This is a genomic window from Solidesulfovibrio sp. DCME, from assembly GCF_049995385.1.
In the GTDB taxonomy this organism is placed as follows: domain Bacteria; phylum Desulfobacterota; class Desulfovibrionia; order Desulfovibrionales; family Desulfovibrionaceae; genus Solidesulfovibrio.
Window position 1 is genome coordinate 2861745 of record NZ_CP188261.1, and the last position, 22894, is coordinate 2884638.

The 22894-nt window shown below is 68.2% G+C and carries 28 protein-coding genes; 5 read left to right on the top strand and 23 right to left on the bottom strand.

Annotation, left to right across the window (positions count from 1 at the left end; genetic code table 11):
• Positions 1-153 precede the first annotated feature (153 nt).
• The 4 genes from ACP59X_RS12525 to ACP59X_RS12540 form a co-directional block, all read right to left on the bottom strand.
• Entirely contained in the window at positions 154-474 is a 321-nt protein-coding gene (locus tag ACP59X_RS12525; protein ID WP_428558744.1) for a YggT family protein, read from the bottom strand.
• 527 nt (positions 475-1001) lie between these two features.
• Complete coding sequence (locus ACP59X_RS12530; RefSeq protein ID WP_428558747.1) at positions 1002-1676, bottom strand: HAD family hydrolase; 675 nt, start codon at positions 1674-1676, stop codon at positions 1002-1004.
• Between the two features lie 113 nt (positions 1677-1789).
• Positions 1790-2602, bottom strand: coding sequence for a hypothetical protein (locus tag ACP59X_RS12535; RefSeq protein ID WP_428558749.1), 813 nt, complete (start codon positions 2600-2602; stop codon positions 1790-1792).
• 26 nt (positions 2603-2628) lie between these two features.
• Complete coding sequence (locus ACP59X_RS12540; RefSeq protein ID WP_428558752.1) at positions 2629-3003, bottom strand: hypothetical protein; 375 nt, start codon at positions 3001-3003, stop codon at positions 2629-2631.
• Positions 3004-3090: 87 nt separating this feature from the next.
• Between ACP59X_RS12540 and ACP59X_RS12545 the strand changes: the two genes are divergently transcribed.
• Positions 3091-3285, top strand: coding sequence for a twin-arginine translocase TatA/TatE family subunit (locus ACP59X_RS12545; protein WP_428558754.1), 195 nt, complete (start codon positions 3091-3093; stop codon positions 3283-3285).
• Positions 3286-3337: 52 nt separating this feature from the next.
• Here the strand turns inward: ACP59X_RS12545 and ACP59X_RS12550 are convergent, their stop codons facing one another.
• The 19 genes from ACP59X_RS12550 to ACP59X_RS12640 all read right to left on the bottom strand — a co-directional run bounded on the left by ACP59X_RS12550 (position 3338) and on the right by ACP59X_RS12640 (position 20163).
• On the bottom strand, positions 3338-4480 hold the full coding sequence (locus ACP59X_RS12550; protein WP_428558756.1) for an N-acetylmuramoyl-L-alanine amidase: 1143 nt from the start codon (positions 4478-4480) through the stop codon (positions 3338-3340).
• A complete protein-coding gene (gene miaA / locus ACP59X_RS12555) occupies positions 4477-5403 on the bottom strand; it encodes a tRNA (adenosine(37)-N6)-dimethylallyltransferase MiaA (protein ID WP_428558758.1) in 927 nt (308 codons plus the stop codon). The genes ACP59X_RS12550 and miaA overlap by 4 nt, the downstream gene beginning before the upstream one ends.
• A gap of 2 nt (positions 5404-5405) precedes the next feature.
• Positions 5406-5924 carry a pantetheine-phosphate adenylyltransferase gene (gene coaD, locus ACP59X_RS12560; protein ID WP_428558760.1) on the bottom strand — a complete coding sequence of 173 codons (519 nt, stop codon included), beginning with the start codon at positions 5922-5924 and terminating at the stop codon, positions 5406-5408.
• A complete protein-coding gene (gene rsmD, locus ACP59X_RS12565; RefSeq protein ID WP_428558762.1) occupies positions 5870-6478 on the bottom strand; it encodes a 16S rRNA (guanine(966)-N(2))-methyltransferase RsmD in 609 nt (202 codons plus the stop codon). Before rsmD ends, coaD begins: the two co-directional genes overlap by 55 nt.
• Positions 6475-7536 carry an acyltransferase family protein gene (locus ACP59X_RS12570; RefSeq protein WP_428558764.1) on the bottom strand — a complete coding sequence of 354 codons (1062 nt, stop codon included), beginning with the start codon at positions 7534-7536 and terminating at the stop codon, positions 6475-6477. The genes rsmD and ACP59X_RS12570 overlap by 4 nt, the downstream gene beginning before the upstream one ends.
• Positions 7537-7553: 17 nt before the next feature.
• The gene (gene fusA, locus ACP59X_RS12575; RefSeq protein ID WP_428558766.1) at positions 7554-9605 is read right to left on the bottom strand and encodes an elongation factor G; all 2052 of its coding nucleotides are present in this window, start codon (positions 9603-9605) and stop codon (positions 7554-7556) included.
• 49 nt (positions 9606-9654) lie between these two features.
• Positions 9655-10515: a hypothetical protein gene (locus tag ACP59X_RS12580; RefSeq protein WP_428558768.1), complete on the bottom strand. Its 861-nt coding sequence runs from the start codon at positions 10513-10515 to the stop codon at positions 9655-9657.
• A gap of 49 nt (positions 10516-10564) precedes the next feature.
• Complete coding sequence (locus tag ACP59X_RS12585; protein ID WP_428558770.1) at positions 10565-11302, bottom strand: outer membrane protein assembly factor BamD; 738 nt, start codon at positions 11300-11302, stop codon at positions 10565-10567.
• Positions 11303-11489: 187 nt separating this feature from the next.
• A complete protein-coding gene (trxB, locus tag ACP59X_RS12590; protein ID WP_428558773.1) occupies positions 11490-12419 on the bottom strand; it encodes a thioredoxin-disulfide reductase in 930 nt (309 codons plus the stop codon).
• Positions 12420-12422: 3 nt separating this feature from the next.
• Complete coding sequence (gene trxA / locus ACP59X_RS12595; RefSeq protein WP_006918681.1) at positions 12423-12743, bottom strand: thioredoxin; 321 nt, start codon at positions 12741-12743, stop codon at positions 12423-12425.
• A 115-nt stretch (positions 12744-12858) separates the two neighbouring features.
• Positions 12859-13962: a tRNA (adenosine(37)-N6)-threonylcarbamoyltransferase complex transferase subunit TsaD gene (tsaD, locus tag ACP59X_RS12600; RefSeq protein WP_428558775.1), complete on the bottom strand. Its 1104-nt coding sequence runs from the start codon at positions 13960-13962 to the stop codon at positions 12859-12861.
• Between the two features lie 8 nt (positions 13963-13970).
• Positions 13971-14984 carry a class 1 fructose-bisphosphatase gene (gene fbp, locus ACP59X_RS12605; RefSeq protein ID WP_428558777.1) on the bottom strand — a complete coding sequence of 338 codons (1014 nt, stop codon included), beginning with the start codon at positions 14982-14984 and terminating at the stop codon, positions 13971-13973.
• Between the two features lie 182 nt (positions 14985-15166).
• Positions 15167-16057, bottom strand: a complete 891-nt coding sequence (locus ACP59X_RS12610; protein WP_428558779.1) for a hypothetical protein — start codon at positions 16055-16057, stop codon at positions 15167-15169.
• 59 nt (positions 16058-16116) lie between these two features.
• Entirely contained in the window at positions 16117-17097 is a 981-nt protein-coding gene (locus ACP59X_RS12615) for a tetratricopeptide repeat protein (RefSeq protein WP_428558781.1), read from the bottom strand.
• The gene (locus tag ACP59X_RS12620; protein ID WP_428558783.1) at positions 17087-17413 is read right to left on the bottom strand and encodes an FtsB family cell division protein; all 327 of its coding nucleotides are present in this window, start codon (positions 17411-17413) and stop codon (positions 17087-17089) included. Before ACP59X_RS12620 ends, ACP59X_RS12615 begins: the two co-directional genes overlap by 11 nt.
• 1 nt (position 17414) lies before the next feature.
• Positions 17415-17771, bottom strand: a complete 357-nt coding sequence (locus ACP59X_RS12625) for a hypothetical protein (RefSeq protein WP_428558785.1) — start codon at positions 17769-17771, stop codon at positions 17415-17417.
• Positions 17768-18367: a CDP-diacylglycerol--glycerol-3-phosphate 3-phosphatidyltransferase gene (gene pgsA / locus ACP59X_RS12630; protein WP_428558787.1), complete on the bottom strand. Its 600-nt coding sequence runs from the start codon at positions 18365-18367 to the stop codon at positions 17768-17770. The genes ACP59X_RS12625 and pgsA overlap by 4 nt, the downstream gene beginning before the upstream one ends.
• 121 nt (positions 18368-18488) lie before the next feature.
• Complete coding sequence (locus ACP59X_RS12635; RefSeq protein ID WP_428558789.1) at positions 18489-19376, bottom strand: P-loop NTPase; 888 nt, start codon at positions 19374-19376, stop codon at positions 18489-18491.
• 127 nt (positions 19377-19503) lie between these two features.
• Positions 19504-20163, bottom strand: a complete 660-nt coding sequence (locus ACP59X_RS12640) for a protein-L-isoaspartate(D-aspartate) O-methyltransferase (RefSeq protein ID WP_428558791.1) — start codon at positions 20161-20163, stop codon at positions 19504-19506.
• A gap of 145 nt (positions 20164-20308) precedes the next feature.
• Here ACP59X_RS12640 and ACP59X_RS12645 point away from each other — a divergent pair, with 145 nt between their 5' ends.
• The 4 genes from ACP59X_RS12645 to ACP59X_RS12660 all read left to right on the top strand — a co-directional run bounded on the left by ACP59X_RS12645 (position 20309) and on the right by ACP59X_RS12660 (position 22861).
• Positions 20309-20767: a CBS domain-containing protein gene (locus tag ACP59X_RS12645; protein WP_428558793.1), complete on the top strand. Its 459-nt coding sequence runs from the start codon at positions 20309-20311 to the stop codon at positions 20765-20767.
• A gap of 221 nt (positions 20768-20988) precedes the next feature.
• Positions 20989-21453: a cytochrome c3 family protein gene (locus ACP59X_RS12650; protein WP_428558796.1), complete on the top strand. Its 465-nt coding sequence runs from the start codon at positions 20989-20991 to the stop codon at positions 21451-21453.
• A gap of 350 nt (positions 21454-21803) precedes the next feature.
• Positions 21804-22199: a VOC family protein gene (locus ACP59X_RS12655; protein WP_428558798.1), complete on the top strand. Its 396-nt coding sequence runs from the start codon at positions 21804-21806 to the stop codon at positions 22197-22199.
• A complete protein-coding gene (locus tag ACP59X_RS12660; RefSeq protein WP_428558800.1) occupies positions 22199-22861 on the top strand; it encodes a cyclase family protein in 663 nt (220 codons plus the stop codon). The genes ACP59X_RS12655 and ACP59X_RS12660 overlap by 1 nt, the downstream gene beginning before the upstream one ends.
• Positions 22862-22894: the final 33 nt, after the last annotated feature.

The window sequence follows — 22894 nt, forward strand, 5'->3', positions numbered from 1 at the left end:
TTCGCCCGGGCAGGGTTTGGGAAAACATCCGAAGGGAGGGGGCGTTCTCGCGGCTCACGACCATCGTGCCTGCGCTTGCGGGAGGCGCCAGGCGCCCCGCCTGTTTGGCGTTTGCATCATGCCCCTTGCGCGCCCGCCTGGTTGCGGCCGCGGCTACAGGCGCCCGGCGCCCAGGGCGCCCACGCCGCCCAGGCGCAACAGCGTCGGCACCAGGAACCATTGCAGAAACTGCACGGCCAAAATGACCACGATGGGGGAAAGGTCCACACCGCCAATGGTTAAAAACGGCAACCAACGCCGTACCCGATAGAAGACCGGGTCGGTTACGGCTCGCAGGAACCGCACCACTGGGTTGTACGGATCGGGCCGCACCCAGGACATCAGCGCGGCAACGACGATGATCCAGAAATACAAGGTCAGGACAATGTCCAGGACCCTGGCCAGTGCGACAAAGAAAAATCCAACAATATCCATGCAACATCCTTCCAACACGTGCGATCAAGCCGCCGTGACGTACCTGAAAAATGGCACAGCGCCTGCCATTAATCAAGACAATTCGCGCACCGCGCCGCCGGGGCGGCCGCACCACGCAGCCCGGCTTGGCACAACCGCCGGTCGCACCGCGCGCGGCCAGGCCCGAGGTAACCGCTGGTCGCACCGCGTGCCCAGCCCGAGATAACCGCCGGTCGTGGCGCGCGGCCAAGCCTGGGGTGACCGCTGGTCGTGACACGCGCCAGGCCCGAGGTAACCGCCGGTCGCGGCACACGGCCAAACTTGGCACAACGCCGGTCGCGGCATGCTACCAGGCTCGGGGTAGCCGCCGATCCTGGCGCGCGGCCGAGCCCAAGACAACCGCCGCCGCGGCCGCGAACCAGCCCGAGCGGGGGCACGGGGCGGCCGCGAAACGTCGCCCTGGCCCCCACCCGGACGGGCCGTTGTCATGATTAATGTATTAACGCATTGAATTATAGAGGAAAAGCCCGCACAAGGCAACCCCGCCCCTACCCCTCGGCCTTGGCGTGAAATCCCCGCAGGCAGGAAAGCAAGGTGGGGAAGTCCGGAATGTACATGGACGTGGCCAGGCCGGGGTTTTTGAAGGCCCAGAAGGGAATGCCGGCGGCCCGGGCCGAACGCTCGTCCAGGGCCGAATCGCCGATGTAGGCCACCGCCTCCTTGGCCAGGCCCCAGGCGCCGAGGATCATGTGGATGCCCTCGGGGTCGGGCTTGGGCCGCTTAAGGCTGCCGGCGCTGATGACCGGGTCGAAGTAGCGGTCGATCTCGAAATGGGCCAGCAGGTCGCCGACGGTCGTCGTGCGGTTGGTGTGCACGGCCATGCGCACCCCCCAGCCCTGCAAGGCGGCCAGGATGTCGGTGAGGCCATCCTCCAGGTAGATATAGGGGAAGATGTCGGCATAGTTGAGGTTGCGCCGCACTTCCTGGGCCTCGTCCATGCGCTCGGGCGGAATGATGCGAATGAGGCATTCGTTGACCGCATGCATGTGCACGTACTCCTCTTCCTCGGGGGTGATGGGCAGCATGCCCAGGCCCTCCCGGATGAGGTTGTAGTACATGCGGTTGGCGTCGCGGGAATCGACCAGCACGCCGTCGCAGTCGAAGACGACGCCCTTGACCCGGCCGAGGAAATCCGGAGGGGAGGCGGGGTTGCACACGTACACCGAAGGCTCCTTCTCGCGTTGCGTCCCTTGAAAACACGCTGGCATTTTCAAGAAAAAATAATCATTCTAGTATGTTGTCACAGCAAAAAGGCCTGATCTTCCAGGTCGCCGAGCTAGGGCGCGACCACGACCACGGGGCGCGGGGCGTCGAGCCAGGGCGCGCCGGGGTCGGGCCGGGTCCGGCCGGCCAGGCGCCAGCCCGGCAGGGTCGCCGCCAGCAACGCCCCGGCCGGCGGGCCGTCCGGGAAAAACGCGGCCGCATCCTCCGGGGAAAGGGGCGCGAAGGCGATGCCGGCATCGGTCAGGGTCTCGACGATGTCCGCATCGGCGATATAAAGCCCGGCGCCGGCCGGGGCCACGGCCCAAAACGCCGGCAGAGTCTGCCGCCAGGGCGGCCGGAACTCCTCGGCCAGGGCGGCGGCCGGCGGCAGCGTGGCGGTTGCGGCCAGGGCCAGGGCCAGCTCCTCGGTCTCGTCGTCGGCTTCGAGCCCCAGGCTTTCGGCCATGGCCCGGCGGAAACGGACATCGAGCTCCCCTGCCGTGGCCAGTTCCAGCAGGCTCTCCTCGACCATGGCCGTGAGGCACAGCGCAAGCTGGGCCGCCCGGGCGCGCCTGAGGGCCACCCGCCCGGGATCGAGGGCATCCTCCATCTCCTGGCGCACGGCAAAGGAGGTCTCGGCAAAAAAGTGGCCGTCGGTCGTGCCGGCCAGCAAGGCCAGGTCCTTGGGGTTTTTCACCTCGCGGCGCAGGCGGTCGAACTCCCGGACATAACCGGCCAGTTCCTCGGGGCCGATGGGCAGGTCGCCCGGCCGCAACCAGGCCGGATCGTCGGCCGAACCCAGGCCCGGGTCCAGCAGCCGCACCCCGGCCGGCAGTTCGCCGGCCAGGCCCGGATGCAGATGGGGAAAGACAAGCAGGGCGTTCATGGCACGTCCGTCCTTGGCATGGGGGTTTAGGCGTCCTGCCGCCGGGCAAAACGCGGGCACAGGCCGCCGCAGGCCGGCAGGGCCAGCAGGCACAGGTCCCCGGCGACCTTGTCGCAATCCGGGAAGGCCCTCGTATCACCGGCCGGGCGATCCCGACAATAGCCTTCCCGGGCCAGCGTCGCCGGAAACCGGGCCTGCCAGACCCGTCCGGCCTCCTCTTCGGTCAGGCCGAGCTGCTCGGCCCGCAGGGTGAAATCGTCGAAGAGGCGGCCCAGGCGCAACAGCACAGCGCACCGGTAGCCTTCGTGCAGCCCCGGATTGCGGTGCTCCTCGTACAGGCAACGGCCGGCCTGGAAATAGCGGCAGCCCTGGCCGGGCAAGCGCAGCAGCCGGGCCGTCACGAGGCGCCCTGCACGGGTCGCGCCCTTCCTTGACCTGCCCAGGCACGGCGTGTATAGCCTCGGCCAACCCACTCGCGGAGGCATCGCATGTTTGGAATCGGATTTCCGGAGCTTATCATCATCCTGGTCATCGTGCTCATCATTTTCGGCGCCAACAAGCTTCCCGAGATCGGAGCCGGCATGGGCAAGGCCATAAAGAACTTCAAGAAGGCCACCAACGAACCCGACGAAATCGACGTGACGCCGGGCAAGGCCAAGGACGACACGCCGGAAAAGCACTAGTCCGGACACACTGCGCGCACAAGGCCCCGGGGGTTCGCCCCCGGGGCCTTTTTCATGGCGAAACAGCGGCCTGGCCGGCGGTGGCCACGGCCAGCACGGCCCGGGCCAAGGCTTCGGCCAGGGCTTGCCGTTTGTCCGCCCCGGCCAGGATGGCGGCATCGGCCGGGTGAGACAGGGAGCCCGCCTCCACGAGGATGGCCGGCCCACCGGACTCGTCGAGGAGCCGAAACGGCGCCGAAGCCGGCGGGCGCACCGGCAGGGGCGACGCCTGGCCAAGGCTTGCGGCCATAAGCCCGGCGGCGCGGGCGGCCCGGGCCGTCCCGGCCGCATCGGCCGCCCGGCGGGCGGCCGTGGCAAAAAACTGCCCGCCCAACCGCCCCGAGGACGGGTCGCGGGATTCGTGAGCCGCGTTTTCCAGCCGGGCCGTGGCCCCGGCCACGGCATCCGAGGGTTGGCGGCCGAAGGTGAAAAGGGCCAGCCCCGTGGCCGCGGGCTCGGGCACCCGGGCGGCGTGGATGGAAAGGACCAGGTCGGCGTCGTAGAAGGCGGCCAAGGCGGCCCGGGCCCAGCCCGGCAGGCTCACGTCGGCCGTGCGGGTCAGGTTGACGGCCACGGCCTGGCCGTGCCCGGCCAGGACCCGGGCCAGGCGCAGGGCGATGTCCAGGCTCACGTCGGACTCGCGCAGACCGCCGCCCGGAGCGCCGGGATCGATGCCGCCATGGCCGGGATCGATGAGCAGCCGAAACGGCCCCTGCCCCTGCCGGAACGGCCCCTGGGCCAGGAGCGCCTGGCGTTCGGCCTTGGCCTCGCCGGCCAGGGTGCCCGGCCGGGGCGGCGCGGGGGCTGTTTCCTTGGCCGGGCGTCCGGGCAGGGGAAACTGGCTGATGGTCTCGGCCATGATGCGCGAGGAGGTGTCCTCGGGGTTGAGGCGCACGGCCTGGTTGCAATGCTCCAGGGCCGAGCGGAGGTCGCCGCGCTGGAAAAAGGCCCGGCCGAGCAGCGCCTGGACCCGGTGGTTGCGCGGGTCCTTGGCCTGGGCTTCGGTGAGGAGCGAAAGCGCCTTGTCGGAATTGCCGTCGGACAAGGCGTCCTGGGCCTGGGAAGCCAGTTCGTCGGCGGTATCGGCCAGGGCCGGGGCCACGGCGGCCACGACGAGGCAGGTCGCCAGCAGCCAGGTGAAAAGCCGCCGGTTCACGCCGCCCCCCGGCCCAGCCAGCCGGCCACGGCCGCGAGCATCCCCGCCGTATCGCCGGGGGCGAACCAATGCACGTCCGGCTCCTTGCGAAACCAGGTCATCTGGCGCTTGGCGTAGGCCCGGGTGTTGGCCAGCCAGGCGGCCTTGGCCGCGCCCAGGGTCGTTTGCCCGGCCAGATGGGCGGCCAGCTCCGGCCCGCCGATGCCGGACAGCCCGGGCACGTCGGCGGAGTATCGTTCCAAGGCCCGGGCCACCTCTTCCACCGCCCCGCCGGCGGCCATGGCCTCGATGCGCGCCGCCAGGCGCGGGGCCAGCGCCTCCAGGGGCAGGCGCACACCCAGGGACAGGACGTCGTACCCCGGGGCCTCGGGATCGCCCTGGCCGTGCCAACTGCTGAGGCTTCGGCCCGTGGCCGCGGCCACTTCCAGGGCCCGGGTCACGCGTTGGCGGTCGGCCGGGGCGATGCGGGCGGCGCTGGCCGGGTCCACAGCGGCGAGCCGCTCGTGCATGGCCGCCGGCCCCAGGGCCTCGTAGTCCCGGGCGATTTCGTTTCGCACCTCGGGCGGCACGGCCGGAATGGGGGCCAACCCGCCCAGGATGGCCCGGAAATACAGGCCCGTACCGCCGACCAGCAACGGCAGGAGCCCCCGCTCCAGGATCGAGGCCACGACGCAACGCGCCCGTTTGGCATAGGCCCCGGCGGTGACGGCCATATCGAGCGGGGTGTCGCCATACAGGAAATGGGGGCAGCGGGCCTGCTCCTCGGGCGTGGGCTGGGCCGTCAGTACGGCCAGGCCCTTGTAGACCTGGCGGGAATCGACATTGACCACCGCCCCGCCGCAGGCTTCGGCCAGGGCCAGGGCGGCCCCGGTCTTGCCGGTCCCCGTGGCCCCGAGAAGACAGACGACTTTCGCGCCGGCCATGCTCAACCTATCCCGTCCGCGCCGTTTTTCAGGCCGTATTTGCCCAGCACCCGCTCCCGCACCAGTTCCGGGACCATGCCGCGGATGTCGCCGCCGTGTTTGGCCACTTCCTTGACGATGGTGGAACTGATGTAGAGCCATTTGTAGTCGGTCATGATGAAGACGGTTTCGATGCCGCGGTCGAGCTTGCGGTTCATCAGCGCCATCTGGAACTCGAACTCGAAGTCGGACACGGCCCGCATGCCGCGCAGGATGACATTGGCCCGGCGGCTGTTGACGTAGTTGACCAGCAGGCCGCGAAAGCCCTCGACCATGACGCTTTCGTCATGGGCAAACACGGCCTCGGCGATGGCCACCCGTTCGTCCAGGGAAAAAAGCGGGGTCTTGTGGGAGTCGCCGGCCACGGCCACGATGACCGAGCCGAAGATCTTGACCGCGCGTTTGACCAGGGAAACGTGGCCGTTGGTCAGGGGGTCGAAGGTTCCGGGGTAGACGGCGACGCAGTTTCGCATGGCGTCCATAAGATGATCCTCGTTTGCCCGTAGGCGCGGTCGGTGACGACGGAAAGGCAAGACGGCGCGTCCTTGGGATCGAAGGCGGCCTCGGCCTCGATCTCGGCCACGACGACCCCGTCCGGCGAAAGCAGGCCATGGGCGGCGATGGCGGCCAGGGCGGGCGGGAAAAGCCCCTGGCCGTAGGGCGGGTCCACGGCGATCAGATCGAAGGCCCGGCCGGCCAGGCGCGGCAAGGCCCGGGCCACATCGGCCTCGACGACCGTGGCCTCGGCCGGCGAAAGCTTAAGCGAACGCAGGTTTTCGCGCAGCAGCCTGGCCACGGCCGGATTTTTTTCCACGAACAGGCATTCCCCGGCGCCCCGGGAGACGGCCTCGATGCCGACGCTGCCGGCGCCGGCGAAAAGGTCCAGCACCTTGGCCCCGGGAAACAGGGCGCCCCTGGCCTCGAGCATGGAGAAAAGGGCTTCCCGGACCCGGCCCGTGGCCGGGCGCAGGCCGGCGGCCTCCATGACCTTCAGGCGGCGGCCGCCGAAACGGCCGGCAATGACACGCAGGCTCATCGTTGCCTCGAACCCGTGGCCACGGCGTAGACGGCCGGGGCAAAGCGCACCAGCAGCCTGGCCAGCAGCGTACACAAGGCGAAGGTCAGAGCCGTCAGCAGCGCCATGTAGCCGACCCCCACCCACGTCCCGGACGTGGGATGAAACACGTAGCGCGTAGCGTAAATGAGGTACGACAGCACCGGTTCATGGGTCAGATACACGAAAAAGGAGGTGCCGGACAGGGACAGCAGGAAGCGCGACCGGCCAAGCCAGGGATAGCCGGTGAGCAGCCACAGGGCCAGGGTGCCGAAAATCATGTCGTGGCGGTAGAACAGGTGGTAGTAGGACGGAAAGCCCTGGAAGTATTCCACGTAGCTGACGGCGCCCAGGGCAACGAGGCCCAGGGCGATGCCGGGGATGGTGAACCGCCGCAGCCCGTCCAGGTCGGCGCCGGTCCTGGCGAACAGGCAGCCGGCATAGAAAAAGAAGATGCCGCTGAGTTCCACGGCCAGGCCCGTCTGGGGCACGAACATCCAGACCGCCCAGCAGGCCAGCAAGCCCAGCCGGGGAATCTCCACGGAAACGACGTAGAAGACCGGAGCCAGCAGGAAGTAGACGTAGAGATCGCGCAAAAACCACAGCGGATAGACGGCCGGAAAGCGGTAGACGCCAAGCAGGAACTTGAGGATGCCATCCTGGCGCAGGCCGTGGATGTCGCCCATGTAGGGGGCCTTGTTGAAGATGAGGATGAGCGCGATGGTGATGGCGTTAAACAGCAGGTAGGGAAACAGGATGGTGCGGGTTTTTTTGAGCACCATCTTTCCGTAGGCCGCCGCCGTGGGCTTGTAGGTGAGATAGAAGAGGTAGCCCGAGATGCTGAAAAAAACCGGCACGCACAGCCGGAAGATGTTGTGGGGCACGACGACGAGAAAGGCCCGCAGGGCGTCGGGGATCTCGGTGTAATAGGCCTGGATGCCCTTTTCGGCATGCACGCCCACGACGAAAACGACGAGTAGCGTGCGCAACACGTCGAAACGCTTGGAAATATCCGGTGAAACCAGGGTGCGGGTGGCCATGGGAATCGTTTTGGCGGCTACTGGAGCAGGTCGAATTTGGAAAAACGCATGGTCAGCCCGGCCCGGCCCTGGGTGGCCGAGCGCAGGTCCGTGGAAAAGCCGAACATTTGGCGCAGGGGCGCCAGCGCCGTGACCATCTTGTGGCCGCCCCGGTCGAACATGTTCTCGATCTTGGCGCCCTTGGCCCCGAGCAGGCCGGCCACGTCGCCGACAAAGGCATCGGGCACGCCGATCTCGAGTTCCATGATCGGTTCGAGCAGGGCCGGCCTGGCCGCGGCCAGGCCGGCCTTGAGGGCCTGCGAGGCGGCCATGCGGCAGCCAACCGGCGTGGTGCGCCCCTCGACCGGAAAAATGCCGGTCACCCGCACGCGCACGTCCTGGACCGGATAGCCTTTGAGCGGCCCGGATTGCAGGCCGTCCTCCAGGCCCTCGGCCACGGCCTCGATCCAGGCCCGGGGAAAAAGGGCCGTATCCACGGCAAAGGCGATGTCCCGGCCGGCCTCGCGGGGCAGCGGCGACACGGCCAGGGTCACCTTGCCGTGGTGGAAGCGTTCGCCCAGTTCCCGGTCGAACTCGCCCTCCCCGGCCCCCTCGGCCGTGACCGTCTCCTGGTAGACCACCTGCGGCTTGCCGGCGCGCGGGGCCACGCCGTATTCGCGCTTGACCCGCTCCAGGACCACGTCGAGGTGCAGCTCGCCCATGCCCGAAAGGATCATCTGGTCGGTGTCGGTGTCGTGGACCAGGGTCAGGGTCGGGTCCTCCTGGAGGAGCTTGTCCAGGACATCCTTCAATTTGTCCGATTCCTCGGCGTTTCGGGGCTCGAGGGCCAGGCTGATGACCGGCTTGTAGGCGGCGATGGCCTCGAGCACGATGGGGTCGGCCTTCTCGCACAGGCTGTCGCCCGTGGCGGCCAAGCGCAGGCCGGAGACGGCCACGATCTCGCCAGGGCCGGCGACCTCGGCCTTTTCGCGGTGGCCGGCGTGGAGCTTGAAAAGCCGGGACGGCTTTTCCACGGCGTCGCGGGTGGCGTTGTAGACGTCCTTGCCGGCTTCCAGGCGGCCGGAATAGACGCGCACGAAGACCTGCTTGCGCCCGGTTTCCATGCTGACCTTGAAGGCCAGGGCGGCAAGGGGCGCGGCGGGGTCGGGATCGAAACGCTTCTCATCCTTGGTCCTGGGGTCGTGGCCGACGACCGCTCCCCGGTCCAGGGGGCTCGGCAGAAAGGCCAGCACACCGTCGAGCAGGGGCTGGACGCCGATGTTTTTGAGCGCCGAGGCGGCATAGACCGGCACCGCGCCGTGGGCAAGCGTTGCGGCCCGAAGCCCGGCCACCAGGGCGGCCGGGTCGATGGCCTCCCCGGACAGATAGGCCTCCATGAGGCCTTCGTCGTATTCGCAGGCCGCCTCCACCAGCGTTTCGCGCCAGGGCGCGGCATAGGCGGCCTCGTCGGCATTAAGCGCCCGGCGGGAAACGGCCTCGCCTTGGCTCGACTGGTCGAAATCCAGGCGTTCCATGGCGAGGAGGTCGATAAGCCCGGCCAACTCGGCGCCCTGGCCCACGGGGATGGTCACGGCCACGGGGTTGGCCCGCAGCTTGTCGCGCATGGCGGCCAGGGTGGCCTCGAAATCGGCGCCCAGGCGGTCGAGCTTGTTGACGCAGGCCAGCTTGGGCACGCCATAGGCCACGGACTGGCGCCAGACCGTCTCGGACTGGGGCTCCACCCCGGCCACGGCGCAAAAAACCCCCACCGCCCCGTCCAGGACCCGCAGCGACCGTTCGACCTCAATGGTGAAATCGACGTGGCCCGGGGTGTCGATGATGTTGATGGAATGGTTTTTCCAGGCACAGGTGGTGCAGGCCGAGGTGATGGTGATGCCCCGCTCCTGTTCCTCGGGCAGGAAATCCATGGTGGCGGTGCCGTCGTGGACCTCGCCCATGCGGTGGATGCGGCCGGTGTAATAGAGGATGCGCTCGGTCAAGGTCGTCTTGCCGGCGTCGATATGGGCGATGATGCCGATGTTGCGCAGGCTTTCGAGCCTGGATTTCCCGGTTCCCTTCTTGGCGCTCATACACGCTCCGTGCGGCTGGTGCGTTGGGGCGGCGGCGAGGCCGGCCGGATCATGCGCTGCCGTCGACGACCGAGGCGGTGAGGCGAAGGCGGCGAAAGGCCTCGGGCCACAGCTCGGGCCACAGCCAGCAGCTTTCCCGGCCGGGGCCAAGGACCAGGCCGGCCGTGGCCCGGGCCGCATCCCGGCGGCCGTCGGCGGCGTAGACGGCGTCATACCCGGAAAAAGCCGCCTTATCCAGGCGGTCCGGGCCGCCGGGCAGCGAATCGGCCGCGTCAAAGGTCAGGTCCGGCTGGGCCAAGGCCAGGGCCTCGCGGTCCCAGGCGGCCTCGGGGCCGTCGCAGACAAGGGCCCGGCCGGCGGTCTTGGCGGAAAAAAAACGCACGTTGCCGGCGGGTTCGCGCCCGGGGCCGTCGGCCCCGTCCAGCAGGACGGCCGCGCCGTGGCCCCGGGCGGCCAGGTCCGCCCACAGGCCGGCCAGGCCGCGCCGGCCCAGGCGGCAGGCCGTCTCCACGCCGCACAGCTCCAGGGTGACGAGCAGTGCCTCGGGCCAGGCCGCGCCGAGGCGCACGGCAGCCACTTCCCCTACCCTGGCGCACAGGGCCGGGAGCACGGCGGCAGCCAGCCGGGCCGGCGAAGCGAACCGCGGGCCGCAGACAATGACGGCGAAATCAAGGGGCGTATCCTCGCGCACCAGCCGCAGGTCGTGGCCGAGGTCTTCGTCGTGGCGGCGCCGGGCGGGCATGGGCCCGCCGCAGGCGGCGTAGACGGCGGCGATGCCGGTCTTGATCAGGGCGCGGTGGCGATCCGGGACGCGGGCGTAGGCCCGGGCGAAGGCCGCGTCGGCGACGCGGCCGCGCTCCATGGCCTCGGGCCAAAACGGCGGGACAACGGGGGTGTCGGTGGACGTCATGACGTGCGCGGCGGCGCGAAACGGCAAGCCGTCCCGCGCCGCGCCAGGCTTACAGCCAGCGTTTGGCCCAGTTGCGCCAGCTGCCTTCGAGCTTGCGCCGCTCGTCCTCGGTCAGGGTCTTCTGGTATTCGAGGTAGGACAGTTCGGCGCGCAGCTTGGCGTAGTCCAGGACCTCCTCGAGGTCCTTGAAGTTCTCGGCCGTGTACATGTAGCGCTTCCAGGCCGCGCCGTACTGGTCGGTGCGCCAGTAGAAATCGGCCACGAACAGTTCGTGCTCGGCCATGCGCTTGCGACAGCGGCGAATGTATTCGCCGGCCTCCTTGCCGTACTCGGTATCCGGGAAGGTCTGCTCCAGCAGGTAGAAGTACTGGAGGGCCTCCTGGAGGTTGCCTTGGGGCATGTCGATGGACTCGGAGCGCTTGAAGTTGGAGACGCCGATCTGGTACAGGACGTAGGGAATCTCTTCGCTACGCGGATGGACGGATTCGAATTCCTTGTAGGTTTCGGCGGCCGGACCGTAATCCTCGACCAGGAAGTAGGCGTCGGCCAGGGCGATGGTGCCCATGGGCGTGTAGGGGCTGAAGGGATAGCGGTCTTTGAGTTTGATGAAGTAGCCGATGGCGCCGTAGTAGTCCTTTTCGGACATGGACTGGCGGCCGGCCTCGTACAGTTCCTGGGCGGTGTCTTCCGGCGGCGGCAGAAAATAGTAATCCATAAGCCCCGCGCAGCCGCCGAGAAACAGCAGCAGGCAGGTCAGGGGCAGAAAACGGCGCAACATCGCATTCATGGTGTGTGTTCCCGGATAAGGCCCGGTTCCGGCCGGGCGGATGCGTCGGGCAGGTCGCACCAGGGTGGCGACCGGCCGGGCGTTTTGATGGGCGTCCTCTTACCAGATGGGTCAAGGGCGCACAATGGAAAAAACCGAACCCGTCCGGCCGCCTCCGACAGCGGACGGCGAGGGACGGGTCCGGCCGTCAACCTTGCGTGAAGCGCGAACTGATATAGGCGTAAGCGGCATGGGCGGCGCTGGCGCCGTCGCCGACGGCCGTGGCCACCTGGCGGCAGGACTTGGACCGGATGTCGCCGGCGGCGAAAATGCCGTCGATGCTCGTGCGCATCTCCTCGTCCGTCCTGATGAAGCCGTTCCCGTCCCGGGCCAGCCCCTCGGGATAGAAATCCCCTTGCGGCTCGAAGCCGACGAAGACGAAGACGCCGTCCACCGGGATCGTGCGGCAATCGCCGCTTTTGACGTCGCGCACCTCGATGCCGGTGACGCTGTCCGTCCCGGAGATGGAGCAGACGATGGTGGAGCGCAGGATCTCGATGACGGGACTGACCGAGCAGCGGTCCTGGTAGCATTTCTGGCCGCGGAAGTCGTCGCGTCGGTGGATGAGGTAGAGCTTTTTGACCAGCCGGGACAGGTAGAGCGACTCCTCCAGGGCCGAATTGCCCCCGCCGATGACGGCGACGGTCTGGCCCCGGAAGAAGTTGCCGTCGCACAGGGCGCAGTAGGACACGCCGCGGCCGGCGAACTCCTTCTCGCCCGCGATGCCCACCCGCTTGTAGCGGGCGCCGGTGGCCAGCACCACGGCCGTGGCCTCGATGGTTTCGCCGCCCACGGTCACCCGGTGGCAGCCGTCCACGGTCTCGATGGCCCGCACCTCGTCGCCGATGCGGTCCACGGCGTAATGGCCGAGGTGGGCGGCCATGAGGTCGGCCAGCTTCCAGCCCTCGATGCCGTCCGGGAACCCCGGGTAGTTCTCGATCAGATGCGTCATGAGCATCTGGCCGCCCGGGGAGAGCTTCTCCACCATGGCCACGGACACATCGGACCGGGCCAGGTACAGGGCGGCCGTGATCCCCGCCGGGCCGCCCCCGATCACGACGGCGTCATAGCGTTTCATGGATTACAAAGCCTTTTGGGAAAGCATTTCCTTGATGCTGCTTTTGGACACCGCGCCGGTGATCTGCTCCACCACCTCGCCGCCCTTGAACAGGATCAGGGTCGGGATGGCCCGGATGCCGTACTTGCTCGGGGTGCTGGGGTTCTCGTCGACGTTCATCTTGGCCACCTTGACCTGGCCGGTGTACTCGTTGGCCAGTTCGTCGATGACCGGCCCCATGGCCCGGCACGGCCCGCACCAGGGAGCCCAGAAGTCCACCAGGACCGGCAGGTCGCACTGCAGGGCTTCGGCCTCGAAATTCGCATCGCTGAGTTGAATGGCCATGGGCATGCTCCTTTTGTGTGATGGCCGGCCGCCAGGGCGGCCGGGTTTTCGCTGTCTTGGAGTTGGATTCGGTACGCGGACGCCAAAGGGTCAAGCAGTCCGCAACCGTGCAAACCTATTGCTCGAACGGCCGGCTGTCAACCGGCGGGCCGGGCCGGTAGTCCCAGGGCACCTTGCGCCCCCGGGGCACGGCGTCCAGGTCCAGGTCGTGGACAAGCCCGGCCGCGGCCAGCCGGCAGCCGGCGGCGGCGATCATGGTGGCGTTGTCGGCGCAAAGCGCCGGCGGCGGCAGGTAAAGCGGCAGGCCGTGGCGGGCGGCAACGGTTGCCAACATGTCACGGATGCGGCTATTGGCCGCCACCCCGCCGGCGGCCAGGAGCGAGGCCGCGCCCGAGGCCGGTCCGGCCAGGGCCCGTTCGATTTTCACGCGCAGGGTGTCGGCGATGGCGAAATTGACGGCGGCGCAGACCCGGCGCAGTTCCATGGGCCACCTCGCCGCCTCGATGGGGCCGGTTACAGCGGGCATGACGGACAGGCGCAGTTCGGGATGGGCGGCCACGTAGGTGGCCACGGCGGTCTTGAGGCCGCTGAAGCTGAAATCGAGGTTCTGGTTGTCCAGGTAGGGCCGGGGGAAAAGGTCCCGGTCGGCCTCGAGGCCCTGGCCCAGCACGTCGAGGTAGGCCCCGCCCGGATAGGGCAGGTTGAGGGACTTGGCCGCCTTGTCGAAGGCCTCGCCGGCGGCGTCGTCCAGGGTGCGGCCGAGGGTCGTCAGCGACAGCGGCGAACGCAGGAGGGTCAGCTGGGTGTGGCCGCCGGAAACGAGGAGCCCCAGGGCCGGATAGGCCACGTCGTCGCGGCCGAGGGTGGCGGCCAGCAGGTGGGCGTGGAGATGGTCCACGCCGACGAGCGGTTTGCCGGCGGCCAGGGCCAGGCCCTTGGCCGCGGCCAGGCCGATGAGCAGGCTGCCCAGAAGCCCCGGCCCCCGGGCCACGGCAATGACGTCCACGTCGGCAAGCGTCAGGCCGGATGCGGCGAAAAGCGCGCGCAGAAGCGGCCCCATGCGGCGCAGGTGCTCCCGCGAGGCCAACTCCGGCACCACGCCGCCGAAAAGGGCGTGGACGTCGATCTGGGAGGCGAGTTTTTCCAGGACGGGACGGCCGTCGCGACACAGGGCCACGGCCGTCTCGTCGCAGGAAGTCTCGATGCCGAGGCAAAGCATGGAAGCGCTTAGGCCTTGCCGGCCCGGGCGTAGATCTCCTCCACCTTGGCCACGTCGTTTTTGCTGCCGATAAAAAGCGGCACCCGCTGGTGCAGCTCCTCGGGTTCGATGGACAGGATGGGCCGCACGCCGTCGCTGCCGGCGCCGCCGGCCTGCTCGCACACGAAGGACAGGGGCGAGGCCTCGCACAGAAGGCGCAGCTTGCCCTTGGGCTTTTTGGGGTCGCGGTGGTCGGCCGGATAGAGGAAGATGCCGCCGTAGAGCAGGTTGCGGTGGAAGTCGGCCACCAGGGAGCCGATGTAGCGCCCGCCGTAGGGCGCCCCGCGCAGGTTGTCCGAGCCCTTGAAGTACTTGACGATCTCCTTGGTCGGCTCGTCCCAGAAGTCCCAGTAGGCCTCGTTGACGGAATAGACCTTGCCGGTTTCGGGAATGCGGATGTTGGGGTGGGACAGCAGGAATTCGCCCACGCTCGGGTCCAGGGTGAAGCCGTGGACGCCCTTGCCCGTGGTGTAGACCATCATGGTGGAGGTGCCGTAGAGGAAGTAGCCGGCCGCCACCTGTTCGGAGCCGCGCTGGAGCAGGTCGCAGAGGTTGTCGGCGCTGCCGCCTGGCTTGATGCGGTAGATGGAGAAGATGGTGCCCACGTTGACGTTGGCGTCGATGTTGGAGGAGCCGTCCAGGGGGTCGAAAATGAGGAAGTAGTCACCCTTGGGGAACTGGTCCGGGATGCGGACCAGGTCGGCGTTTTCCTCGGAGGCGATGGCGCACAGCACGCCCGAGCGCTCCATGCGGTGGATGAGCACCTTGTTGGCGTATTCGTCGAGCTTTTGGACCTGCTCGCCCTGGACGTTGATCTCGCCGGTGAAGCCGAGCACGTCCACGAGGCCGGCCTTGCGGACCTCGCGGGAGATGATCTTGGCCGCCAGGATCAATTCGTTTAAAAGCCGGGTGAACCGGCCCGAGGCCATGGGGGATTCCTTCTGGTGCAGGAGCAGATGTTCGGTCACGGTGACTTGCGGCATAGCTGGTTCCTCCCGCCGCCGATGTTCGAGGCGGCCCACGCGCGGCGTACGCCCCGCCATGTCCCAGGCGGCTGCCATTCCTTCTACAATGCTGGCCCCTTTCCCACAAGATTTTCCAGGGGTTGCGGATAAAAAAAGCCGGCGGCCCGGGCCGCCGGCTTGGCCAGCTTACGCGGAAAGGTTCACGACGGCGGCGTCATGGGCACACCCGTGGGCTCGGCCGGGACGTCGCCGGGCGCCCGAGCCGCGGGCGCGGCCTCGGCCGGTGCCGGCGCCGGGGCGGCCTTGGGCGGTTCGGGCTTGCGGGCCTTGGCCTCGCGCACGTCGGTCAGGTAGACCATCTCCATCTGGCCCAGGTAGCGGGCCTGCCAGGCGTACTGGCCGCCGGCCGCGGTCAGCTCGCCCTGCACCGCGCCCTTGAGGATGTCGTCCCATTTGAGCCCGGCCAGGGCCTCGCCCTGGCCGCCGTCGCCGGCCCAGACCAGGCCCTGGGTGGAGACCACCACCAAGGCGCCGGGGTCGGGGGAAAACTTCATGAGGTTGCGCGGGTCGAAGCTGGCCACGACCAGGCCGGCGTATTCGTTGTTCTTGAAATACGGCGCGCCGACCATGACCACCGTGCCGAACTCGTCGGTCTTGACTTGCGCCCCCATTTTGCGGGTGGGATAGCGGTCGGCGTATTCGAGCAGGCCGGTGTAATCCAGGGGCCGCATGGTCACGGAAGGCACCTGGGACAGCACCGTGCCGGAGGTGTCGATGACGGCAACCGAGGACAGCCAGTCGTACTTGCTCAAAATCTGCTGGGTCCACTCGCCATCCGGCGGCGTGTCCTGGGCGCCCAGGGTGCGCAGCATGCCCATGAGGCGTTCGTCGGCGGGCATGAACAGGGCGGCCAGGCGTTGCAGGCCCTTGTCGCTTATGCCCTCGTCGCTGAAGTCGATGGTGGGGTCGGTGTTGATGTAGGAGCGATAGAGCTTTTTCGTGTCGCGCCAAGAGGTTTTCATCGTGCCGCAGCCGGTCAGAAAAACAAGGCAACAGAGGGCCGCCAGGGCCGCGCTCACAGTTCGTTTCAAGGCCGTTTCCTCACGAAGTTGCGGATTGTGGCGTCGCTTTCGCGGCGGGATGACGTGGTTCAGCCGCCGGCCCGGGCGTCGAGGCGCTCGGCCAGGGCTTCGAGCAGGCTGACGAGCTTGGCCGGCCCGCCCGGTTTGCGGGCGGGTTCGGCGGCAGGGGCGGCCGCGGGGGCGTCAGCGCCCGAGGCGGCCGGCGGCCCGGCGGGCTTTGCGGCCTCCAGGGCGGCGGCCAGGGCCTCGATTTCCCGCCGCTGGGCACCGGCGGGCAACTCGGCCAGCAATTCCTCATAAATGGCCCGGGCACCGGCCGTATCGCCCTGGTCGGCCAACAGCGCGGCCATGGTCTTGGTGCGCACCACGGCTTCGCGGCCCTTGCCGGCCCGGCCCTTGGCCTTGGCTTCCGGGGCTTCCTTGGGGGCCTCGAGCAGGTCGGCGGCCAGTTCGCGCACTTCCCGGGCGCCGCGCAGGGTCAGGGACTCCCCTCCCCCGGCCTCGTCCCGGGGCGCCGTCGGGGCAGTCGGCGCAACCGGGGCGGCGGTTGCAGGGGCGGCGGTTGCAGGGGCGGCCCAAACGTCGGCCGCCGCCGCGACGGGTGCCTGGGGCGGGGCGCCGGCCTCCCGGTCCGGGGCGGCCTCGGCCTGGCGCAGGCTGCGCAGGCCCCGTTCCATGACCTCGGACCAGGTCAGGGATTCGTTCTGGAAATAGTTGGCCAGAAACAGCATGGCCAGGGAAGGGTCCTTGGAGCGGGCCGCGGCCGTGCGCGACCACAGGAGCCAGACCGAGGGGTAGCGGGACAACAGCCCGCCCACGTCGGCAAAAACCGCGTCGGCCTCGCTGCCGCGCCCCTGGCGGGTGAGCAGTTCGATGAGCAGGAACTTGGCTTCCAGGTGATCGGGGTGAAAGGCGATGCCCCGGGCGAGCACCTTGGCCGCCTCGTCGTCCTGCCCGGAAGCGGCGAGCAGCCGGGCCAGGGGGAAAAACACCTTGGAATTGGGCTCGATCTCCAGGACTTCGCGGTAGAGCTCGATCTTACTGACCATCGGCCCTGTCTCCTTCCGGCGTCCGGGACGCGGCGGCGTCCTTGGGAAACTGGTAGAGAATTTCGTTTTCCTTGAGATAGTTCATCTGGGAACGGGCCATTTTTTCGGTGAAGGCGCGGTCGGTCTTGAGCCAGCGGATCTCCTGGCTGAGATCCAGGGTATGATCATCGACGGTGGCCAGGCGCTGCTTGAGCTGTTCGTGACGGGATTTGAGTTCCAGATAGGCAAAAATGCCGTTATCGCTCCATATGAGATTATAGAGCAGGAAGATGTTGAAGAAGATCAGTCCCGTCAGGAGAAACCGTCGCCAGATCATGTCATTGCACGACGTACTTTTTCGAGCGTTTATAGTCTTGCTGGGCCAGGGGTTCCTTGAGTTCCTTCAGGAAGTTCTCCGTGGCCGCCTCGATGCGGGCCACGTCCTGTTCCTTCACGTCGATGTCCTCGACGTGGGACAAAAACATCTTGAGGATGTTGAAATCGCGCAGCAGGTAATGGCCGAACTGGAGGCGCTCCAGGTCCGGCTCGAGTTCGAGGATGGTGTGCAGGCAGTTTTCGATCCGGGCGGACAGGTTATCGTCGTGGCGCGGGGTCGGCCGGCTGGCCCGGCCCAGCCCCGGACGCACGGCGCGGACCCGGCGTCTGGCCAGCTTGGAGGTATTCTTGGCTTTCATGGCGCCTTGTCGTGCGGTTTGGCGGCCCGGCCGGCACCCCCGCCGGAGGTGGCCGTGGACCGCATCATATTTTTCCCGAACACATAAAAGTAATTGCCGCCGGATACAAGGGTCAAAACCACGGCGACGTACAAAAGGACCTGGCCCAGGGGGGCCGGGTCGAGGCCGAACCAGGGATAGTGCAGGACCAGCGGGCACAGGGCCACCATCTGGAGGATGGTCTTGAGCTTGCCGTAGCGGTCGGCGCTAATGACCACGCCGTTGTCCGCGGCCACGGCCCGCAGGCCCGTCACCGCGAGCTCCCGGCCGATGATGACCACCGAGACCCAACCCTGGACCCAGCCGAGCTGGGTGAGCATGATCAAAAGCGAGCCGACCAGCAGCTTGTCGGCCAACGGGTCGAGGAACTTGCCCAGGGAGGTGACGAGGTTGAGCCGCCGGGCCACGGCGCCGTCCACGATGTCCGTCACCGAGGCGACGACGAAAATCAACAGCGCGACAAGGCAGGTCCCCCGGCCCGGAAAATACAGCAGCACGACCAGGAAAGGCACGGCGGCGATGCGGGCCAGGGTCAGGTTGTTGGCGAGATTGAACATGGTTGTGGGCCTTTCGGGTTACGGCTTGCTGGCAGGCACTTAAAGCAATCCCCGGCCGGCGTAAAGCCTCAATGCGCCCGGCCGGGGGACACGGCCCCTTGCGGCGCCGGTCGGCTTGCGGTCACGGGCAGGAGGTGGCGGCCGCCTCGAGGCTGGCCTGGCAGGCGGCCGCCACGGCCGCGGCCAGGGCCACGAAAGCCTGCTTGGCCGGCGGATTCCCTTCCAGGGAGACCACGGGCTTGCCGAGGTCCGCGGCCACCACCGTGGCCGGGTCCAGGGGCACCGCGCCGAGGAATTCCAGGCCGTAGGCCGTGGCCAGGGCCTCGCCGCCGCCCTTTTTGAACAGCTCGATTTCCCGGTGACAGTAGGGACAGGCCAGGCCGCTCATGTTCTCCACGACGCCGAGGATGTTGGCGTTGGCGTATTGCAAAAAATTCACGGTTTTGCGCACGTCGGCCAGGGAGACTTCCTGGGGCGTGGTCACCAGCAGGCACAGGGCGTCGCGCACGGTTTTGAGCACGGTGAGGTGTTCGTCGCCGGTGCCCGGCGGCGAATCGATGACCAGGTAGTCGAGTTCCCCCCAGTCCACGTCGGCCAGGAACTGGCGGATGGCCGTGGTGCGCATGGGCCCGCGCCACAGCACGGCCTGGTCCGGGTCCTCGAGCAGGGACTGCATGGAGACCACCAGCAGGTTCTCGCCGGCCCGCTTGGGCGCCAGCGGCGCCTCGCGGCCGGCTTCCAGGCTGCCCGTGAGACCGAGCATCCGGGCCACGCTCGGGCCGTGCAGGTCCACGTCCAAAAGCCCCACCCGCGCCCCGCCGTCGGCCAGGGCCCGGGCCACGTTGACGGCCACCGAACTCTTGCCCACCCCGCCCTTGCCGCTCATGACGAACAGCTTGTAGCGGATCCTTTCCAGGGTCGCGCCGATGCGGCCGTCGCGGGCCTCGTCGGCCTTGCCGCCCTCGCCCTGGGCCGGGCAGCCGCGGCGCAATGTCCTACACTGGTCCATGCCCTGCTCCGTTTCCTGGCCGCTTCCGTCACAGGCGCTTCAAGCGGGCCGGGTTTTCGCGCCTGCCAACCATGCATCCATGTTGCCGCCCCACGTCCCAAAAGGCCGGCGCCGGCCGGGGGCAACCCTACCAGCCGTGGGCGCCGACCAGGTCGACGAAGGCGACCTCGCCGAGCTTGCGCGCCAAAATACGGCCGTTTTCCTTGCGCACCACGTGCAGGGCCTGGCTGCGCCGGGAAGGCCCCACCGGGATGACCAGCCGGCCAGGGTCGGCCAGTTGGGCGAGCAGCGGTTCGGGGATGCGCGGCCCGCCGGCCGTGACCACCATGCGCTCGAAGGGGGCCTCCTCGGGCCAGCCCAGCGTCCCGTCGTCGAGCTTGAAGCGCACCTTGCGGTAGCCCATGGCCCCAAGCCGCTCCCGGGCCGCCTCGAAAAGCGGCCGCATGCGCTCCACGGTGAAGACCCAGGCCCCCAGTTCGGCCAGGATGGCCGCCTGGTAGCCCGAGCCTGTGCCGATCTCCAGCACGCGCATGCCCGGGGCGACCTCCAACAGCTCGGTCATCCAGGCCACGACATAGGGCTGGGAAATGGTCTGGCCATGGCCGATGGGCACCGGGTGGTCCTCGTAGGCCTGGGGCACGAGGGCCTCTTCCACGAACAGATGCCTGGGCACCCGGCGCATGGCCCGCAGCACATCGGGATCGGCCACGCCCCGGGACTCGATCTGTTCCCGGACCATGCGTTCGCGACTGCGCTTCAAGTCGATTTTCGGCCCCGGTCCGTTCATCCACGCCCCCGCCCGTACCGCTGGCCAAGGCTTGCCGCCCAGGCGCAGGCACCTTTTTTGAAAACAAAATCCTCGCCCCAAGTCAACCGCCACGCCTTGACAGGCCTGCCGGGCAATGCCATTTCCGGCGAATAAGGAGGCATCCATGCTGACCACCCGCGACCTCATGACCGAAGACCTCATCGCCCTGCGCGACACCGACAGCCTGCTCGAAGCCCAGCGGGCCATGGAGCGGGGGCGCATCCGCCATCTGCCCATCATCGACGCCGCCGGCGCCTTCGTCGGCCTGCTGACCCACCGCGACCTGCTGGCCGCGTCCGTGTCCCGGCTGGCCGAAATCGACCAGGCCACCCAGGAGGAAATCTATTCCGGCATCCCCATCGGCGAGGTCATGCGCACCGACGTGGCCATGGGCACGCCGGGCCTGCCCCTGCGCCAGGCGGCCGAGGTGCTGCTGACCCAGAAGTACGGCTGCCTGCCCGTGGTCGAGGGCGGCAAGCTCGTGGGCATCCTGACGGCCTCGGACTTCATCCGCTTGAGCCTCGAACTCATGGACGCCCTGGAAGCCAGCGAAAAGCTCGAATGTGAAAGCTGCGAGGAATAATGCGCCGGATGGCCGGCGAGCCGCGCCCTGCCTGGCCTGGGGGCTTGCGGCCGGGAAGGTCGCAATCACCTTTTTTTGCCAAAATCTGTTGACTTCCGACTTGTGAAATTTTACGCTTTTACCTTGAATTGAGGCGGCGGGGCTTAGCCTGTGGCTGCCGCCCGTGTATTCACAGCGGCAAGGTCCATTTATCGTTATTGGAGCTTTAAGGAGGGAGTTGGATGCGTTCCAAGGTCATGCTTTCCATGTTGGTCCTTTCGGTGTTCACCCTGGCCGTGGCCACGGCCGCCCTGGCCGATGGCAAGTACAGCGCGATCGTCGAAGCCAAATCCGAGCTGTGCTACCCCCTGACACTCACCTTCAAGCGTCCGTCCGGGGTGCTCAAGACCAGCTTCGCGCCGGTCTCCTTCTCCCACGGACAGCATGCCAACGTCGCCTGCGTCACCTGCCACCACATGTGGGACGGCAAGGGCAAGATCGAGGGTTGCGCCGCCGAAGGCTGCCACGACAACCTCAAAGAGCGCCAGGAAGCCACCTCCTATTTCCGCGCCTTCCATGACAAGAACGCCGAGAACAGCTGCCTGGGCTGCCACATGAAGACCAACGCCGTCCGCAAGGAAAAGGGCCAGAAGCCCCTTTCCGTGGCCCCCTGCTCCAACAACGGCTGCCACGTCGCCCAGAAGTAACGCCCGCATCGATTCCGCCGCCCCAAGCCCCCGCCCCGCGCGGGGGCTTTTTTTTGGCCGGCCCGGCTCTGGGCGGCAAGAGACGGTCCTGCTGGCGCGGGCGCGTTTGTCGGCTGGCGGACGCGCCGGCCCACCGCATGGCCGCTCTCCCAAGTGTCCTTTTTTATTGCGGGCGGGATGGGATCGTCCGCCCCGCTGGTCCGGCGCGGCCCCGGGCGCCGGCCAGGCCGGAGCGCCATCTATTGCCGGTTTTCACCGGGCGCCGTTGCCTTTCCCGTCCATTGCCCGTATCCGGTGAACGTATCCTCCCGGCCGCCCGGGAACAAAGACGCACCGACAAGGAGCACGCCATGGACGAACCCTGCTGCAAGAACGGTTTTTTCAGCTGGAACGAGCTCATGACCACGGACGTGGAGGGCGCCAAGGCTTTCTACGCCGCCCTGCTGGGCTGGAACCTCGAGGACAAGCCCATGCCCGAAATGGGCATGACCTACACCCTGGCCAAGGTCGGTGACGCGCCCGTCGGCGGCATCATGGCCATGCCCCCGGAAGCCGGGACCATGCCGCCGATCTGGGGCAGCTACGTCTCCGTGGCCGACGTGGACGCCGCGGCCCAAAAGGCCGTGGAACTGGGCGGCAAGGTCTACAAGGAACCCACGGACATCCCGGGCGTGGGGCGCTTTTGCGTCATCGGCGACCCGCAGGGCGCCTTCCTGTCCCTGATCAAGTTCGCGATGGAAGGCTGATGCCGCTCCCCTCCCCGGCGGCGCGGCGGGCAGGCTGGCGCGACGTGTCGCTGCCGCTTTGCGCCGCGTTGCCGCCCATTCCCGGCGACCCGCCCTTCGCCCGGCAGCTCTTCCTGGCCCACGACGCCGACGGTTGCGAGGCCGCCAGCTGGAGCCTTTCGGCCCATGCCGGCACGCACATCGACTTCCCGGCCCATTTCCTGCCCGGCGGCAAGCGGGCCGGCGACTATCCCGTGGCCGCCTTCTTCCTGCCGGCCGTGGTGGTCGACGGCGGCCAGGCCCGGCAGCTCGGGCCGGAGGTGCTGGACGGCTGCGAGGCCGGCCCGGGCGAGGCGGTGCTGTTGCGCACGGTCAATTCCAGCGAACGCCTCTTTTGCGGCCCGGCCTTTCCCGAAACCTTCGCCGCCGCCACGCCGGCCCTGGCCCGGGCCTGCGTCCGGCGGGGACTGGCCCTGGTCGGCATCGACGCGCTGAGCATCGAACCCCTGGCCGACCCGGCCTTCCCCGTCCATCATATCCTGCTCGGCGCGGATATCCGCATCCTCGAAGGCCTGTTTCTGGCCGACATCGCCCCGGGCCGCTACCTGCTGGCCTGCCCGCCGCCCCACGTGCCCGAGGCCGAAGCCGCGCCGGTGCGGGCCGCCCTGGGGCCGTTGCCGTAATCGGGCCTGGCGGCGAACCGTTCCATTTATTTC